The 19,134-nt window shown below is 26.6% G+C and carries 15 protein-coding genes and 1 pseudogene; 1 reads left to right on the top strand and 15 read right to left on the bottom strand.

Translation table 11 applies throughout. From position 1 onward, the window contains the following. From HMPREF1092_RS03020 to HMPREF1092_RS02995, 7 genes are all read right to left on the bottom strand, one after another. Nucleotides 1-1,488, bottom strand: a complete 1,488-nt coding sequence (locus HMPREF1092_RS03020) for an SIR2 family protein (protein ID WP_002597127.1) — start codon at nucleotides 1,486-1,488, stop codon at nucleotides 1-3. 88 nt (nucleotides 1,489-1,576) lie between these two features. Then, a complete protein-coding gene (locus HMPREF1092_RS03015; RefSeq protein WP_002597126.1) occupies nucleotides 1,577-3,274 on the bottom strand; it encodes a restriction endonuclease subunit S in 1,698 nt (565 codons plus the stop codon). 1 nt (nucleotide 3,275) lies between these two features. Beyond that, nucleotides 3,276-4,715 (bottom strand): type I restriction-modification system subunit M, encoded by a 1,440-nt coding sequence (locus HMPREF1092_RS03010; RefSeq protein WP_002597125.1) that lies wholly within the window; start codon nucleotides 4,713-4,715, stop codon nucleotides 3,276-3,278. A 25-nt stretch (nucleotides 4,716-4,740) separates the two neighbouring features. Then, nucleotides 4,741-4,929 (bottom strand): hypothetical protein, encoded by a 189-nt coding sequence (locus HMPREF1092_RS03005; RefSeq protein ID WP_144054922.1) that lies wholly within the window; start codon nucleotides 4,927-4,929, stop codon nucleotides 4,741-4,743. 67 nt (nucleotides 4,930-4,996) lie between these two features. Beyond that, nucleotides 4,997-5,134, bottom strand: a complete 138-nt coding sequence (locus HMPREF1092_RS17070) for a hypothetical protein (protein WP_002597123.1) — start codon at nucleotides 5,132-5,134, stop codon at nucleotides 4,997-4,999. A gap of 22 nt (nucleotides 5,135-5,156) precedes the next feature. Then, nucleotides 5,157-7,541: an EcoAI/FtnUII family type I restriction enzme subunit R gene (gene hsdR, locus HMPREF1092_RS03000; protein ID WP_002597122.1), complete on the bottom strand. Its 2,385-nt coding sequence runs from the start codon at nucleotides 7,539-7,541 to the stop codon at nucleotides 5,157-5,159. 154 nt (nucleotides 7,542-7,695) lie between these two features. Beyond that, nucleotides 7,696-9,336 carry an ATP-binding protein gene (locus HMPREF1092_RS02995; RefSeq protein WP_002597121.1) on the bottom strand — a complete coding sequence of 547 codons (1,641 nt, stop codon included), beginning with the start codon at nucleotides 9,334-9,336 and terminating at the stop codon, nucleotides 7,696-7,698. Nucleotides 9,337-9,432: 96 nt separating this feature from the next. On the opposite strand from HMPREF1092_RS02995, the gene HMPREF1092_RS02990 reads away from it, so the two are divergent. Further along, the gene (locus HMPREF1092_RS02990) at nucleotides 9,433-9,654 is read left to right on the top strand and encodes a helix-turn-helix domain-containing protein (RefSeq protein ID WP_002597120.1); all 222 of its coding nucleotides are present in this window, start codon (nucleotides 9,433-9,435) and stop codon (nucleotides 9,652-9,654) included. Between the two features lie 95 nt (nucleotides 9,655-9,749). On the opposite strand, the gene HMPREF1092_RS02985 is transcribed toward HMPREF1092_RS02990, so the two are convergent. The 8 genes and pseudogenes from HMPREF1092_RS02985 to HMPREF1092_RS02950 all read right to left on the bottom strand — a co-directional run bounded on the left by HMPREF1092_RS02985 (nucleotide 9,750) and on the right by HMPREF1092_RS02950 (nucleotide 19,092). Continuing rightward, nucleotides 9,750-11,945, bottom strand: coding sequence for a type IA DNA topoisomerase (locus tag HMPREF1092_RS02985; protein ID WP_002597119.1), 2,196 nt, complete (start codon nucleotides 11,943-11,945; stop codon nucleotides 9,750-9,752). A gap of 22 nt (nucleotides 11,946-11,967) precedes the next feature. Then, complete coding sequence (locus tag HMPREF1092_RS02980; protein WP_002597118.1) at nucleotides 11,968-12,471, bottom strand: hypothetical protein; 504 nt, start codon at nucleotides 12,469-12,471, stop codon at nucleotides 11,968-11,970. Further along, nucleotides 12,456-14,471 (bottom strand): tyrosine-type recombinase/integrase, encoded by a 2,016-nt coding sequence (locus tag HMPREF1092_RS02975; protein WP_002597117.1) that lies wholly within the window; start codon nucleotides 14,469-14,471, stop codon nucleotides 12,456-12,458. Before HMPREF1092_RS02975 ends, HMPREF1092_RS02980 begins: the two co-directional genes overlap by 16 nt. Beyond that, nucleotides 14,452-16,368 (bottom strand): hypothetical protein, encoded by a 1,917-nt coding sequence (locus HMPREF1092_RS02970; RefSeq protein WP_002597116.1) that lies wholly within the window; start codon nucleotides 16,366-16,368, stop codon nucleotides 14,452-14,454. The genes HMPREF1092_RS02975 and HMPREF1092_RS02970 overlap by 20 nt, the downstream gene beginning before the upstream one ends. A gap of 110 nt (nucleotides 16,369-16,478) precedes the next feature. Continuing rightward, nucleotides 16,479-16,727 carry a hypothetical protein gene (locus HMPREF1092_RS02965; protein WP_002597115.1) on the bottom strand — a complete coding sequence of 83 codons (249 nt, stop codon included), beginning with the start codon at nucleotides 16,725-16,727 and terminating at the stop codon, nucleotides 16,479-16,481. An 8-nt stretch (nucleotides 16,728-16,735) separates the two neighbouring features. Then, nucleotides 16,736-18,028 carry a tyrosine-type recombinase/integrase gene (locus HMPREF1092_RS02960; RefSeq protein ID WP_002597114.1) on the bottom strand — a complete coding sequence of 431 codons (1,293 nt, stop codon included), beginning with the start codon at nucleotides 18,026-18,028 and terminating at the stop codon, nucleotides 16,736-16,738. 103 nt (nucleotides 18,029-18,131) lie between these two features. Further along, nucleotides 18,132-18,485: pseudogene (locus HMPREF1092_RS02955) on the bottom strand (toprim domain-containing protein); the annotation flags it as partial. Between the two features lie 103 nt (nucleotides 18,486-18,588). After that, entirely contained in the window at nucleotides 18,589-19,092 is a 504-nt protein-coding gene (locus tag HMPREF1092_RS02950; protein WP_002597112.1) for a TspO/MBR family protein, read from the bottom strand. Between the last annotated feature and the right edge of the window lie 42 nt (nucleotides 19,093-19,134).

The following is a 19,134-nucleotide window of genomic DNA, read 5'->3' as shown; positions in this document are numbered from 1 at the left end:
TTAAAACACCTCTCTTAAATCTTTTATAATACTACAAACTGAATTTATAATATCTTCATTATTAGAATTTTCATCTCCTAATACTTCAAAATACGCTTTTAAATTTCTATGTTCACTATAATATTTCTCAAAGTTAGTATTAACCTTTTCCCATAGTTCCTTACTTGCATATCCAGTTAATCCTATTGGTATAACCTTACTTCCAATTAATAATGATTCTTCAAATTCCTTTAACACTCCATCTGCTACAACAACTTCACCATTAACAATCTTATTACCTAATACAAATATAGTAATTCCAGCCTGCTCTACTAGACTTTTTCTATACGATTCCCTAACTAAATTAAATTCTTCATCAGTAATATTCTTTGTTGCATATAAAGGAAATGGTCTGATTATCATATGATCATCTAAGTTTCTTGTATTAGTTTGATATACATTTTCTAGAACACCATTTATTACAGCACTTCCTATTCCTTTTCCATATCCAGTTACTATTTTAAATCCGCTTTTACTAATTTCTCTACATAAATCATGAATAAAATCTAAAGGTTGTATCATTTCATCTTTACCTTTCAATTTTATATTGAAATTTTCAAATTCGTCAGCACTTCCTGATATTAATACATTATTTCTTCTATACATCCTATCTATATATCTTAAAATTTCTGTTATATCCTCATATTCATCAACCAATACTGGGTGAATACAATACCTTTTCAAATCTGCACACTTTAACCTTTGTTTTAATTCGGCATATTTAAACTCTTCATCTGGATTTTGGCATTTTTCAAAATCCTTAATATTTACCTTCTTTAGAAAACAATAATGTTTTCTCCCATTTCCCTCTAATAAAATTCTTACTTTGCTTAAGATATACTCTAAATTAGGATCTTCAAAACTAAATCCTATAAATAAAAATGTTTTTGATATTAGATCCGCTTTCAAGTTCAATGTAAACAAGTGATTTTTAGTTTCATAAACCTCATAGTCATCTTTAATAAGTACAGCATTATTAGCATCATTAATATCACCATGCATTTTATAGATAACAGCATCTCTCATACTAATTATTGTTGATAAGTCTGCTAATGTCTTCTTAACATCTGGATTCTTACCATATTTAATTAAGGAATCTTCTATTAAAGAGTCATAATTAGTTGTCCAATATGTTTTTATAGGTAATAAACTTAATATTTTATGATTTTCATTTATCTTATTACTTGAAATAAAATTATTTCTAATCACCTCTGTTAATGGTTGCCTTGAACCATCTTCATTAAAGATGTATTGTGCTAAAGTTACTAAATCATCTTCTTTTTGTACATCTAATCCTATTCTTCTGGCAGGCTTTTCTAATAGCCCCTTCCAATCTACAAAACCAACACCAGCAGATAAGCCTGCTCCTGCAAAGATTGCTGCACTTCCTTGCTTTAATTGCTCTATATAATCTTCAATAAAAGCATAAACTTCTCTTTTAAATTTCATTAATAAATCTACCTTCTTTCCAACTAATTATCTGTATTTCACTTAAAAAATAATGAAGATTTAAACTCTTCACTATTTTTTTCTTATGTTAGACTTCTTTTATTATTGATTCCATTAATCTATTACTATAATCTTTTTGGTTTTTAATTTTCGTTTCTAATTCATCACATAATTTCATTAATGAATCTACTTTTTCCACTATACGTTTTTGTTCTTTTAATGGCGGAAGTTGAATTATAATCTGCTCCCATTTGCTTTTATTTATTATTGGGGTTGCAGAACCAGTTGATAACTCTAATATTTTATTATAAACGTTAATATTAGATAATAAATAATGTACAAATTTAGAATCTATGTTAGCCAACGGAGTAATAGCATTAATTTGTTGATTACAACTACAATCCATTGAAGTATAATAATTTTTTCCTATAGATCCTCCAATGCAAACCATCATTACAGAATTTTTTAAAATCAACCTTCCCTTTGTCAATCCTAATTCTGTTAAACTTTCATTTTCATAATTAATACCTTTTTCACTAATATCAGCAGGTTTTATAAATGGAACTGTACCATTAAAGTACTCTTCATTTTTAGTTGATGGTGTTGTTCCTGTTTGAGTAATCCCCAATTTTCCCACTCTAGTCCAAGCCCAACCTTTAGGCAATTTAAAAGGCTTTTCTTCTTCACCTATCTCCCCTAAAGGCTTTTCTTTCTTTATTTTCTTTTCCTTAATTAATCTTTCCTTTTCTTCTCTTATCTTTGCTAAAAGAACTTCTGCTGGTTCATCATTTGAATCTTGTGGTACTAATTTCCCTTGTACTGCTAATTGAAGTATACAATTTTTTAGTTCTTTAACCGCATTATCTCCTAAAGATAAATCCTTAAAGTTTAATAATATAAATTTTAAGGTTTCTTCTAATTCTTTAGAAGTAGAAACATTACCTACGGCGTTAAATATGGATTTAGCACTTAACTCTCCATAATAAACTTTTTTCTCTAATGCTTTTTCTAACTTATCGCAAAAATTCATTACTAAATCAACTTTTTCCACCATACGGTTTTGTTCTTGTATAGGTGGTATAGGTATTATAAACCTATCTAATACAGACTTGTTAACATTACTAATATTAGTACCTTCAGTAGTTTCTATTATATCCTGCCTAAATTTTTGTACAAGCATATTTATATATCTACTATTTATACCTTGATATGGTCTAATAATATATAAAAATGCTCCTACACTAGTGTCCTCAATCTTATTACTAATAAACGTTGATTTCGCTATTGAACTTTTTGTTCCTGATGATGCAACCATTAACGTATCACCTTTAATAATATATTGTTCTTCTTTTATTATACCTTTAGGAATATATATATTATCTGAACAAGTTAATTTACCTGTCTTTGAATCAATATTACCGCCTCTTAAAATTAACTCATATCCATACTTTTCCTCATTAATTGCAACATGCTTTTTATAAGTCACTCCTTTAATGTTTCTTACACAATTTGCAAATCTACTCCATTCCCACCCACTTGGTAATTTATAAGGTTTCTCTTCTTCGCTTATATCCGATAGAGGCTTTTCTCTCTTTATTTTCTTCCCTTTGATTAATATTTCTCTCTCTTCCTTAATCCTATCCAGTAAAATACTCGCTGGTTCATCATTAGAATTTTGTCGCACTAATTTTCCTCTTACTGCCAAATCAAGTATTATTTCTCTTAACTTTTTAACCTTTTCCGGTCTATCAAAGATGGTTTTAAATTGTTCTAACATCATATCCATATTAATTACCACCTAAAATCTTTGTTAATTCTTCTATAAGTTGATTTTGTATTTCATCAACTTCAGCCTTTGCATTATTATATTTCTCTATCAATGCAACTGGATCTCCTAGATCTTCTTCTTCTTTATTTGGATTTTTAAAATCTAAGTTATAATTTTTATTTTTGATTTCTTCAATAGATATCTTCCAGGCATATTCATTTTCTTCTCTATTAATCCACCATGATTTTTCTAATTCAAATTCTTCACTTCTTATTGGCTTTGTTTTTGTATAGTTTTTATATCCTTCTGGTAATGGATGCTCAAAGTACCATACATCCTCTGTTGCTTTTCCTTTTTCAAAGAATAAAAGGTTTGTATTTATTCCTGTATATGGAGCAAATACACCATTAGGCATTCTAACTATTGTATGAAGATTAAATTCACTTAATAGTTTTTCTTTTATTTTAGTTTTAACCCCTTCACCAAATAGGAATCCATCAGGTAATACTACACCTGCTCTACCCTTATCACTTAGTCTATACATTATAAGTGTCATAAACAAATCTGCAGTTTCTTTTGTTTGAAATTGTTGTGGGAAATTACTTAATACTGTATCTTCCTCAATTCCACCAAAAGGAGGATTCATTGCTATAACATCTATCATTTCTGTTGGTTTTAAATCACTTATATTTTTCATAAGTGAATTATCATGTTTTATTTGTGGTACATCTATATCATGAAGTATTAAATTGGTAGTTGCTAAAAGGTGTGGCAATGGTTTTTTCTCTATACCTATAATTGACTCACCTAATAACTTAATATCTTCAACTGTAGTTTGTTGAGTTTTCATATATTCTATAGCGCAAGTTAAGAACCCACCTGTTCCACAAGCAAAATCAGCAACCTTTTCTCCTAACTTAGGATTCAACATATCTATAATGAACTTTGTAACTGGTCTAGGAGTATAGAACTCTCCTGAGTTACCTGCACTTTGTAAATCTTTTAATATATTTTCATATATATCATTAAATAAATGCCTATCCTCACTAGCAGTAAAATCTATTTCATTTAATTTATTTATTACTTGCCTTATTAATGCTCCTGATTTCATATAGTTATATGAATCCTCAAATATAGCCTTAACTAAAAATGATTTTGAATCTGAATATTGAGTTAACTCAATTTCTTTTAATTCTTTAAATAATTTATTATTAACAAAATCTAATAATTCATCTCCTGTCATTCCTTCATCATCATCGGCCCAATTACTCCATCTTAACTCTTCTGGAACAATAGATGTATAATCATCACTATCTAATTCCCATTCTTCTTCCTTAGCATCAAATACCTTTAAAAATATCATCCAAACTAATTGCGATATTCTTTGGGCATCTCCATCTACTCCTGCATCCTGACGCATTATATCTTGAACACTCTTTATTACACTTGTAATTTCCATTTTCTAATCTCCTTGTTAAAAAACTTTAGTCATTATATTTAGTATTAAATATCCCTATTGCTAAATGCTCTAATTTTTTATGTTTATTTTCAATAATATATCTTATTGTACATTTTTCTTTTATATACTCAATTGACTCCTGAACGTCTAATTCCTTATCCATCATTAATTTTTCTCTAAATTTTCGCCCCGTTCCCTGTTGCAAATACTGCATACATCTTTCCCTAATGGTTTGCTTTTCCCCTCTACCGGCTTCGCCAATATACACTAAACTTTCACAGTCATATATAAAATATACCCCCTTTCTCTTTTGGTAACGTGCTAACATCTTTAAAAGAACTTATCTCTGATAAGCTCTTTTCAATTAATTGCTTTAATTCATTTACTCCTTCAGATTGTATAAAACTTAAATACTCCATTTATTTACCTCAACTTATTTTATTATGCGATAGTGTATAACTCACTAATTAATTCTTTTATCACCTTTTCGTATTCTTTTTTTCCACCAAATACTTTTTTGACTATTTCTAATTGACTTCCTACCTCTCTAAATTCAGGTAATTTTAATACATTGATATCTTCTATATTTTCAATTCCCTCATTAGCGTACTTATCAAGTAATTTATCTAAAATAACTCTAGCCTTCTCATTATATTTCCCAAAATAATTTCTCTTTTTAACATTGTTGGCTCTTTCTCTTCTTGTTAATGGGGGCATATCATAAGCGATATGACATACTAAATCAAATATATCCATATCTTTTCCTACATCATCTATTAAATCTTCCAAGAATATACCTTCATCTTCAAAATGCTTTTTCAACTCATTCTTTTTATCAGTTTCACTCCAAGTTCTTATAAACTGATCTAGAGTATTAAACTCTTTTCTTATATTCTTTTTTGAATAATCTTCAAGAGATTCAACTATTAGTTTACCATCTGCTCCATAATAATGTGCCCTACGATTTATTATCTTTACTTCTACATCATCTATAATATATTTATTTACTTTATCATCTCTACCAAATGGATCATTTATAAAATCTGCACCACCACGTCCATTATCATCATATTGTTCTTGATAATCTATATCATTATTACCTGATATCTCGTCAAACCCTTCATCATCTTCATTTGGTATAGTATTAGTATCTGTTTCTTTTATCTTTACAGGTTCCCCATCAAAGTCTTTATCAACAAATAACCTAGACACATCTCTAAAATCTATCAAAGTAAAATACATTTTCCCATAATCTTCTCTTATTCTAGTGCCTCTACCGAGTATTTGTTTAAATTCTATCATTGAGCTTATTTCTGAATCTATAACTATAAACTCGCAAGTTTTACAATCTACTCCAGTTGTTAATAATTTACTTGTAGTAACTAATGTAGGATATTTTTCTTTTGGAGTAATAAAATTTCGAAGTTGTGATTTTCCTTCTTCATCATCTCCAGTAATTTTCATAACATACTTGTTGTTTTGTGAGTATAAATCTGCATTCTCATTAATCAATGCAGTTCTCATTCTATCGGCATGATTTATATCTGTACAAAAGAATATTGTTTTTGCCATTCTTTTATTATTTTCTTTTAAATAATCTGATACAAATTTGGCTACAACTTCTGTTCTCTTAGTTAAGATAAGATTTCTATCATAATCTTTTCTATTATAAATCCTATCCTCAATAACATTTCCATACCTATCTATTTTTCCCTTTTCAGGTCTATATCCTTCTAAATCCCTATCTATTGCAACTCTTATAACTTTATATGGAGCTAAAAAGCCATCTTCTATACCTTCTTTTAAAGAATATGTGAATACTGGTTCACCAAAATAATCTAGATTAGAAACATCCTTAGTTTCTTTAGGCGTTGCTGTTAATCCTACTTTAGTTGCAGATTCAAAATAATCTAATATCTCTCTCCATGCTGAATCTTCTTTTGCACTCCCTCTATGACACTCATCTATAATTATTAAATCAAAATAATCTCTACTATATTGCTTATATAACTTCTTTTCTTCTGTATCCCCAGTCAAACTTTGATAAAGAGCAAATTGAATCTCTTTAGATTTATCTGCTGTCCTATTCTTTATTTTATTTATATTTTTTACTAATGGTTTAAAATCTCCAACTATAGTTTGATCTACTAATATATTTCTGTCTGCTAAATATAATATTCTTCTCTTATTATTAGACTTAAATAACTTATAAACTATTTGAAATGCAGTATATGTTTTTCCAGTCCCAGTAGCCATAACAAGTAACACTCTGTCCTGTCCCTTTGCAATCGCTTCAACAGTTCTATTTACAGCAATACGTTGATAATATCTAGGTGGAAAGGTATCTTGATCATAGTAATAATTATGAGTTACTATTTCTTCTTGCTCTTTATTGATGCCCTTATATTCTTTATATCGATTCCATAACTCTTCTGGTGATGGAAATTCTTCTAATGTTAACTCTCTTTCAATAGTTCCTTCTGTTTTAGTTCTATCGTGTTCAATAAATCCATCTCCGTTTGATGAATAAATAAATGGTATATCTAAAATATTTCCATAGTTTAGACCTTGTTGCATTCCAGCATTTACAGAATGCTTATTGTCTTTCGCTTCAATAATTGCTAAAGGTAAATTATCTCTATAATAAAGTATTATATCAGCTCTTTTTCTACTTCCTCTACTAACCATTTTCTTTCTTACAATTATTTTACCATCTGTGAAACTTATTTCTTGTGCTATTTGCTCTTGATTCCATCCCGAATCAATTATAGCTGGCAATATATATTTAGTTATAATGCTTGTCTCACTCAAACTCTTCTTATTCACTTTATTCCCCCTATAAAAATTTATTATTTAAAATGATTTTCTCTTATTTAAATTATACCTTATAAATTTTAAAAATGCCTCAAAGAAATTAAAAATTCCATTTTGAGACATTTTCATACTAATTCATTCATCATAACTATATTTAAATATACTTTTAGTGATTCACACCATTTTCCTCTAAAATATTATTTAATATATTGCTAATTTCTATAATTTTAATTTTATTATTATTTAAATACCTTAAATAATGCTCTCCATTCTCTGTACAAAGTTCCAATTCAATACCATCAATTAAGAATTTTCTACTTTTCTCTTTAATATCTATCTTCCAACAGACTATGTAATCAAAAGTTTTAAATGGATGTTCATGCTTAAATATATTACTTAATAAAAATTCTATTTCTACTAGAACTACATTTTCTTCCTTATCTAGACATATTAAATCAGTTGTAGAGTTTGTTGCATAATGCAATATACTATCTATGTATCTAATCTTCTGCTTATACTTTGAATTACTAAGTAATATTGCAAATAATAATGCCGTTTGATCTTCATTATCTGGGATTTTTCTAAGTGCTATATCATTTATATCTATATTTTCTAATTCATCATATGTTTTAAGTCTTTTATTTAAATTATCAGTTTTGGTGTTTATTAAATATTGTATTTCTTCCTCTTTCCTCAACTTAAAATATCCATTTTCAGCTAAAGGAATTATATCTTCATTTATTATTTTTTTCGCATTATCAAATATCCATTTAACTTTTTCACTATCTCTATTACATATATTATTTCTATCTGCTGTTAAATCAAAATTTTGAGAGTTCAATAACAAATGAAAATGATGAAAATTTTTATTTTGTATAAGATTTGATTTTAAAACTGGTATAAAGTCTTTAGCTAAATATATACCAAATCTAGTTTTATATCTTTCTCCAGCCTTTAATCTTGATATTTCTTTTCTACAATTTATTCCTGATATAGTTCCATACAGTTGAAATGAAACATATTCTCCATTTATATTCGTGCTTCTGTGATATGGTCCAAAATGTCTGCAGTAATTAACTGACTTTTTATAAACTTTTTCTGATTCATCTTCTTTTGGGTTCTCTTGTGGTTGAAAAAATTGATGTGTTCCTGCTAATTCTTCTTTAATCCCTAATATCTCATCATTTATAAATATCCTTGGTGCTATTTGCATATTTTTTACATAACTATTTAACTCTACAAAGTTAGCAAATATATTTTTAAAACTTCCTGCTGCAGTAAACCATAAAATATAATCTTTAACTACGTAAAAATTAAATAGTTTTTCAGGATTATTTATCAAATAATTTTCAATTTTTATTTTAGTTCCACTTTTATAAACTTTTTCTTCTGTGAATTCTAGTGAATATTCAGGTAATTTTTCCTCTTTTAAGCTCCTCCATGGACTCTCCATAAATGCAAATATACTTTTATAATTTAATTTATTAGTTTCTACACTAAGACTATCACATCTAAAAAATATTTTTGTTCCTAGTCCTTTTTCCCCGATATTTTTTTCTCCCTTTTTAGAATCTCCTAAATTAAAGAAAGTTTTAATCTCATTCTCATCCATTCCTCCTCCATCATCTTCTATTTCTAATGAGAATTTTCCCTTTTCATTTCTATATATTCTGATAAATATATTTTTAGCTTCAGCATCAACAGAATTGCTTATAGCTTCACGTAGCACTTCTAAAGGATTGACCATATTTTTAACTATTTCTCTATATAAAGATATATCTTTTACTACAGGTACAAATATTCCCATAATTATTTTCACCTCTTTCAAAAACTTGTGTGTTACACAACTTTTATTATGTACTTTTTACTAAAATTAATACATAAATGAATTGGAGTATTAATTATGGAAAATAAAAATATAATAGGTTTAAATATAAAATTATTAAGAAAATCATTAAATATATCTCAAAAAGAGCTTGTTGCTAAACTTAACTTACAAGAGATCCACTTAGATGAACCAATGCTGTCAAGAATAGAGAACTGTAAACGTCCACTATTTGACTATGAAATTCTTGCTATTGCTAAAGCATTAAATACCTCCATAGATACACTTTTTAAATTTTAGAAAGGTGTACTATTAACTTATTAAATAACCTTATATAAAAAAAGATATCATAAGCTCTTCTCATGATATCTACTAAAATATATAATTTCTATCTTTTATATAAACTCAATCTTCCAATTAAAATACCCTGTTTCCTTATTTAACTCATATCTAAAATATGCACTAAAGGTATTTCCTTTTTTGCTCTTTAAATTTCTAAATCCTACTTTCCCATTCTTTAAAAGTAAACTTACCATCTCTTTTGATACAGTCTTTCCAAATGAAGTTATATACTTATCATTTTTCCAAATTGTATATCTACAACCACTTTTCCAATTTGAACATCCAAATCCCTTTTCTCCTTCTATAACTGGATTTCCACAAACAGGACACTTTCCTATAGACTCTTGACCTTCCTCAAGCTTAACTTTAACATTTTTTAATGCTGATGTATCATTCTTTATTTTATTTACCCCATCTATAGTAAACTCTTTAATAAGATTTAAAAACTCACTTTTTTGAAACTTTCCTTTTTCTATATCTGAAAGTGTCTTTTCAAGTCTTCCTGTATATTCAAGGTCTAAAAGTTCCTTAACAGGAAATATTTCAACCATTGTTCTTCCAAGCTTAGTACATGTTAGGCTTTTACCTTTTGTCTCTATATATCCTATATCTTTAAGTTTTTTTATAGTTTCTGCTCTTGTTGCTGGAGTTCCTATACTAAATCCACTTAATATTGACGCCATCATCTCTTCACTATTATTTTCTTCTTTAGACTCATCTTCATTTTCATCTTTACTATCTTTTTTAAGTTTCTTACCACAAGTCTCCATAAGTCTTAAAAGCGTTTTTTCTGTATGTTTTTTAGGGGGCTTTTTAGTTACTGATGAAACTTTACTACTAGCTACATCTACGATTTCATTTTCTTGTACATTTGGAAGCATTGTATCTTTACTTTCTATTTTTTCAACTAATCTCCATCCTTCAACTAATTGAATTTTTCCTTTAGACACAAACTCACCTTTTACTTCTTCACATTCTACTTTGGTAACTATTTTACTTTCCTCATATTCAGCTACAGGCATGAATTGCATTATAAATCTATTTTTAACTGCCTCATAAACTATCTTTTCATCTGCACTTAATCCATTCGGCTTCATATATGTTGGAACTATAGCACTATGGCTTTCAACCTTCTTATTGTCAAATACTCTCTTGCTTTTAATAAACTTTATCTGTTCTCCATATGGAAGTCCTTTTTTTATATTTTCTAATACCTTCCTAGTTCTATCTACCAAACTCTCCTCAAGTGCCATACTTCCTGTTCTAGGATATGTTATAAACTTCTTTTCATAAAGACTCTGTGCAACCTTTAAAACTTTATCTGATGTCCATCCCTTATATTTACTAGTTACATGACCTTGCAGATTTGAAAGATTGAATAAAAATGGTGGATAATCTTTTTTCTTCTCTGTTTCTTTTAAAACTATTTTGCCCTTTTTATTTTCAATTGCCTTTCCTATAGCTGCTAAATCATTTCTATTTTCAAATTTCTCTGAATTATTTAGATAATAAATACCTTCATATTCTTTATTTTCTTCAGTTTTAAAATTAGCTATTAGCTTATAATATGTTGTTGATTTAAAGTTTTCTATTTCTAAATCTCTGTCATAAATAATTTTAAGTGTAGGTAATAATACTCTTCCTATATTTAAAATTTTTCCATTTTTACTTAAATTATATCTTATCGTTGCAACTGACGTAAGATTTATTCCTATAATCCAATCAGCCCATTGTCGTCCTATTCCTGCGTCCTGAAGTGATTGCATTTCAGAATTAAGCTTTAAATTACTCATTCCTTTTTTAACCTCATCTTCTGTCCACTCATTTAATAGGATACGATATATAGGTTTCTTTATATTATAATGCATGAAAATTTCATCTGATATTACTTGACCTTCTCTATCGAAATCTGTTGCTGATATAATACCATCCACATCTTCTCTATACATTAATGATTTTATTATCTTTAATTGCTTTGCTGCACCTTTATCTTCTATATTTTTATTGATTCCATCATTTTTTACTTTATATTTAAATTCTTCAGGAATAAATGGGAATTTCTCCATTCTCCATCCCTTCATATTTTCATCATAATCCTTGGCATCATATAGTTGTAAAAGATGTCCAAATGCCCAAGTGATTATATATTCCTCTCCCTCAAAATAACCATCTTTTCTATTTTTTATCTTAAATGCATCAGCTATATTTTTTGCAACAGAGGGTTTCTCAGCTATTACAACTTTTTTCATTATCAGCCCTCCTTAATATTAATTATCTTAACTTTATTATTTTATATGATTTTAATTCATTATTCAAATTATTAATCGTTATCTGCTTTTCTTTGACAACATTCCTTAGCTTTTTATTTTCTTCTAATAATTCTTCAATAGTTTTTTGATATGTTTCACTCTGCATTCTAAGATCAAATACATCAATGATATTATCTATAACTTTATAATATTCTTCATTTAGATCTTCTATATTTTTTTCAAGCTTTTCAATCTTATTTACATTCAGATAATCTTTTTTATTCTTTATTCTATAGTTTAAAAACTTTAAAAGATACTTATCTAAATATATGCTCTTTCTAGTAATCCCCAACTTTTTATCATTTGCAAAAAAGCTTATATTAATTTCATTTTTTTCAATATTTTGTACTAATTTTTGATTTTCTAATTCAACATTATTGATAATCTCTTCAGCCTTTAATATTCTATCAAGACTTTTCTGTGGAATTTCTTCACCACTGAATAATTCTCTTAGGATTTCGTCCATTCTTGCACCTCCTTTTTTATATTATCAATATTACGAATTATATTTTCTATTTTTTTATTTTCTGCAATAACTCTATTCATCCCTTTTATATTCAATTCATTTTCTAATAATTTTATCTCTTTTATTAATGTTTTATTTAAAAAATATTTTAAGTTTTTTATCTCCCTATTTAACTCAAACTCTAATTCTTTATTTTTTTTCACTATTTTCTCATTGTGTTCTATCATTAATTTTTTCTGTAAAAACCTTTCATAATTTAAATCTATAAATTTAAAAGTTTCTAGTTGTAATCCAATATAATAATTTTTTTCCTCTGAGTTAAAATACTTTCTTTTTTTACAAACTCCACTGATTACTGCTTTTACACAGGCTCCAAACTCATTTTCAACTATATTAGAATTTGTTTTTTCTAACATCTTCAAAATTTTTGTTATATCTGTTTTAATATTTATATTTCTCTTTTTTAAAAACTTATTTATTTTCTTTATTTTTTCATCTAAGTTCTTATCTAGCAAATTATTTTTTAATTTTTCATCTATATAACCTTTTTCATCTGTTATAGAATTCAATATCTCAATATTTTCTTCCATCTCACTAATCTTTTTTTCATTTTTTATATATTGACATGTCATATCTTCATAAATATGATTCATATGTTCTCTTATAAAATCCAAAGGTATTCCTTTCTTATACATCTTCGAACATACAGTTACTCTAAATCTATGAAAATTAATCAATGGAAACTCCTTTTTACTAATCTTCTCAAAAGCTTCTAGCTTTTTCTGCCCTCTGCCACAATATTTTTCATACCTTGTTTGACTTTCAATTTTAAAACAAGGTATCTCATTTTTATTTTTCTCATGTATCTCTTTAAACTCTTCATAGTGTCTAATAAAAAACCTATTTAAATACTCTTTAAGTGAGCTTGTATTCATAATTTTCTCATAGGTAGTATCTCCTATAAAAAGGAATTTTCTCAAATCACTTTCCATTTCATTTATAATTTTTTCTGACAACACATTTTTATACGTACTTGGAGTTATCTTATCAAGTTCAATTCCTTTTTCCTTTGCCATTTTTCTATATTTTTTCAACCTTACCTCTATGCGCATTCCACTAATTAATTCATCTACTAATACCTCTGCTCGTCTATACGCCTCATAACCTAATTCCGTCAAGCAGCAATAAGTCTCACGCTTTTCACTAAATTTATTTTCACCTTTTGTTGAAATAAAATTTAAATATGCAACTTTATTTTTACCTACCTTAATCTCCTCTACCTTCCTCCTTTCTAATAAACATAATTCCTCTATTCTCATCCCAGTTTCAGCCACTATAATTAACAAATTACAAAATATTCTATTTGTTACTGATATCTGATTATTTTTACTATCCTCTATTGCTAGTGAAACCATCTTATTTAAAAATTCATCAGGTATATACTCACTCACTACTTTATCCATTTTAAATTTTCTATAGTATTCCCTTTTCTTTTCTATGTAGGTTACTATTTTAGAATAGTCAATCTCTTTAATTTCATATATTAATTTAATTAATTTTATAATGCTACCTAAAAATCTTTCTAAATAATTATACTTACATCTTTTCTCTTTCTCTAAAATATATTTTTTCAAGAATTCTTCATCAATCAATATTGGGATTTCTATCCCTAATTTAATGCATTCATTACTAAAAGTTTTCATTATATCAAAATCCTTATGTATAGTTTGAATTTTATTAACACCATATATAAGTTCTTCTAGTATTACTAATTTAATATAGTATAAAAACTCGCTATTTATATACTCAAAATTAAACTTATATGCTACGGATTCTCTCTTTAGTGTGTTAAGCCTTGAAAAATCCCATAATACTCCATCAAATTCAACACCTTTAAGGATATTAAAATTACTTATCTCTGCTGTATGTTTTTTTAAATTTTCCTTTATTTCCTGTGACTTTTTAAGTATATTAACATTATCAATTGTGATGTAGCTCATTGCTTTCTCCTTGTTCTAATTTCATAATTTCCGTTATATATTTTGTCAATAATTTTTTTTCATATAATCTTTCATCCTTTATAAACTTATTATTAGTTTCTTGGATTATCCTATCACATTCTTTAATTTTCTCTATAAATGCATTTTTTCTATTTATAAATGTTATAAAATTCTTACAGATTAAACATTCTGCTAAATCAAATACACATTCATCTTCAGAACATTTTCCTAAATTATCTTTTGCTCCTTTTAATTTAGATTTTTCTTCATTAGCAAGAATCTTTCCTTCGCAGCTAACATCATTAATCATAATTCCAAACATACTCTCTGCTATCAGTTCAATCCTATTTCTTTGTTGATAATACTTTTTTATTGTTTTTACTGAATCATTTGTAATCGCTTTAATTTCATTAAAGCTTAAATCATTTTTTCTTGCCTCATCACAAACTGTATTCATGTAAGTATCTCTAATATTTTGCACTGTATAGTTCTTTTTATCTAATTTTTCATTTAAACTTTTAATTATTTTTTTAAAATACTTTAAAAAATCTATACGCTTAAGACCTCTTTCTATTCTTAAATATTCTTCAATAAAAATATAATTTGCTAATTCTTGTTGTTTACTATACTTGTCTGTGATTTCTATAGCTTCTAAAATCAATTTTTCTATTTTTTCATTAATTGGAATTCTTATTTTTTCTTTTCCTCCGATTTTAGGAAAATAATTAACATATGTTTTTTTATCTTCTTTATAAAGACAATCTCTCTCTAAATTTAATATCGCACCTATTCTTAAATTAGAATATATGCAAATTTCAAATGCTATTGTATAAATTCTCCCATTTTCATATTTATCCTCTAATCTTAAAAAATCACCATATATTAATTTTAAATCATTATCCGTAATAATCGTTCCACCTTTAGGCTTTTCTAGATTTTTCAATGAAAATATATCAAATATTTTTTCATCTATTTTATAATATTTTTTATTAATTTTTAAAAACTTTCTTAACGCTTTTAATTTTCCTTTTAACCCATTTAAATTCTGTGTTTCTCCCTCTAAAATTTTTCTATACATATATGCTTTTTCTAATGTTATATCATATTCCCTATCTTTGCATATATATTCTAAAAATTTATATATTTCTTTTAAAGAGTGTACCTTTGTTCTTAAATTCCCTTCATTTTCCCATATATACCTTTTTACTGCTTTTATATAAACTTGACTTATATGTTCTAAATCACAAAATAATATTTTTAAATTTGCTGAATCAGAAGATCTCAATGAATATTCATTAGGAATTATGCAAAACTTATTGCTAGAAAACTCCTTTTCAATCGGTGTATAATATATTGGTTTAAATCCTTCTCTTAAAATCTTTGCAATCACTTTAGTTCTAAATGCTTTTTTTTCTGCTTCTTTTAAATTCCAATTCATCCATCTATACTTCTTATCTTCTATCAAAAAACGGAAAAGTATATATACATAATTGCACATTCTATTTTTTTCTACATTACACTTTTTTCTTTGAAGCTCTAAATATATTTTTCTTATAATTTCAAAATTAATTTCTTCATATTTTACTATTTTAAACCTTCTTAATACTTCTGAAAAATAATAAAAAAATCTTCTTAACTCTTTATTTGCAGCTCCTTCTACATTATATTTATTATAAAAATCTATATATATTTGTTTTAATAATTCATTTTCAGTATTACAGTTTATATTTATTACTCTTCTCTTTACTCTTCTATATTCTCCAACAATCATATGGTTTATTTTCACATTTTCAGGATAATCATCTAAGTATTTTTCTCCCCTATCCTCTTTTCTCATTCTATTCTCTGCTTTAAAAAATCTAGTTATTTTTTCATCATCTACTATCGCACTATACACCCTACATAAAGTCTTTTTATAAAATACACCACCTATCTCTCTCTCATCAGCTTTCCATATTCTAATTTGTTCTTTATTTAAAAATCTTTCTACTAAGGAAATTCTATTCTCTAAAAAAATTTTTTATCTATATTTTGATTTCGAGTCATGCTCTCCCATGAGAAATCTTCCCGTCTATATTCTTTAACAATATCAGTTATAAAAAATAGCATAATCAATTCTTCATTCCTAAACATTCCGGTCTTCCCATCTTTACTTAGCTCTATAAAGATTTTTTCAAGAATTGTTTGTGCCTCCTTACTCTTTACCATTCCTATAATATTCATCAGTTCATTTTCCATAAATTCAATTTTCAACATTCTTATCTTTACTCCATACTTTTTTCTATTGATCTAATAATAATTTCATTTTCATGTAATACATCATCTTCTGTTGGATTAAAATACTTCTCTGTAGATGATAAACTTCTCTGCCTTAACTTTCTTTTTATAAATAATGGATCTTTCCCCATTCTTCTTAAATTCATCGCATATCCATGTCTAAATCTATGACTTAAATTTATTCTCTTACTTCCTCTATCAAGTATAATCCCACATTCCGAATAAATTTTTTTCAAACTTTTATTCCATCCACTTGACGATAATGCTCCCCCATTTTTATTTAAAAATATATAATAATTTGCTTGTTTTTCTTTTAGCACTGAATCAGCTATTGAATTCTCCATTATATTTTTTAATTTTATTTCACTAACTGTAAATATATCTCTTGAATCATCGATATACTCTAGTATTTCCTCTCTCATTTCTTCACTAATATATATTTCATGAAATCCTCTATCCTTCAATTTATACATTTTACTTTTATAATCTTCCTTATCTTCTGGCATAAAGCACGTCTTAGCTTTTTGATACTCCTTATCACTTATTCGATTACGTAAAATAATTTTCTTTTCCTCTATATCTTCAATTGTTAATCCTAGCACTTCCCCTAATCGTAATCCATATAAAAACATTAACTTAACCATTATCATATCTCTTCTTACATATAAATTATCTATTTTTTCATCTAAATGTCTAATAATTTTTTTATATTCTTCTACTGAAATATATTTTGGTGCTGTATCAATAAAACTACTATTTCTATTTAAATTGGTTTTATATTTTAACTCTATTTGTTTTCTATTCTCAGTAAAAACATTTATTGCATCATATAGATATTTATTTTTTATCTCCATATACGTACAAAATCTTCTTATTGCACTAAAATATAAATTATGAGTTGCAATACTTCTTGTCTTTATATGTTTTATTGATTTACTATTTCCTGTCATTGAAATACCTAAAATAAAATTGCTCAAATTTCTCAAGTCGTTTTGTGTAAATTCTTCTAACTCTTTTCCTACTACTTCTTTAAATTCATATAAAATTTTGAGTGCAGATTGTGCTTGTTCTCTTGCATTTATAGATTTTATATTGCATTTGTAATTTAGATATATAAATACTTCCTCTATAACCTTTCCTTTAGAATCTATCAAAAAAAGATATTCCTTATCTCTTCTTCTCCTTTTAACTCTTTTTATATCTATTATTTTTATTTCAATATTATTTACTCTAACTACATATCTATTCCATTTTCCTTTTATTTCCTCTGCTATTTTCATTTAATATCCTCACCTCTTTATTTACTCATTTTCATAAGTAAGTATATCAATATTTTTATATAAAAAAAGTTATACTTTACTCATCCTCCTAAGTAAGTATAACTTCACGGTCAAAGTCTGTTGCTGATATTATTCCATCTACATCTTCTCTATCAATTAATCCTTTTATTATATCTAATTGTTTTTTTGCTCCTTTGTCAGGAATAGATTTATTTATGTTATCGCTTTTTATTTTATACATAAAAGTATCCGGTATAAAAGGGAACTTCTCCATTCTCCATCCCTTCATATTTTCATCATAGTCTTTTGCATCATAAAGTTGCAAAAGATGACCAAATGCCCAAGTTATTATGTAATCTTCACCTTCAAAATATCCATCTTTACGTCCTTTTATTTTAAAGGCATCTGCAATATTTTTAGCTACTGATGGTTTTTCTGCTATTATAACTTTCTTCAAATTATCAGCTCCTAAATATTTTTCAAAAAATAAGGCCCTCTTAAAAATTAGAGGGTCTTATTAAAATTATACTATTATTTTTTTAAAATTCCAAATCTATTGATTACATTTCATTTAAAAACCATACTCCAAAGTTTAAATATCCTGCAAAAATAGTCCAAAGTAAATATGGCAATAATAATAATCCTGCTAATTTATCAACTTTATAAAATTTAATTATTGTAATTATTATAAAAATAAATAATATTATTAGCTCTATGAATGCTATTCCATATAATCTTAAACCAAAAAATAATATTGGCCAAAGTAAATTTAACAATAGTTGAACTCCGTATATAAAAATACTATTGCTACCTTTTCTGGTTATTTCTTCTTTCATATAAACTCTATAACAAGCTATTCCCATTAATAAATATAGAATTGGCCAAACTACCGCAAAAATCCATTCTGGTGGTGATAAAGGAGGCTTTTCTAAAGTAGAATAGAATTCTCCCATGTTACCGCCATTAATAAGTATTGATAAGCCTGAACCTATAAAAGGAATTACTATTGATATTAATAGTGGTTTTAATTTAAATTTTCCTTCAACTTTAAATATGTTAGTCATTTTTTCTCCTTAAAACAATTACTTACATATTATTCTATACGT

The sequence above is a fragment of the Clostridium thermobutyricum genome, assembly GCF_000371465.1.
In the GTDB taxonomy this organism is placed as follows: Bacteria; Bacillota; Clostridia; order Clostridiales; family Clostridiaceae; genus Clostridium; species Clostridium thermobutyricum.
The sequence above is the reverse complement of the archived record's forward strand: the minus strand, read 5'-3'. Positions and strand labels throughout refer to the sequence as shown.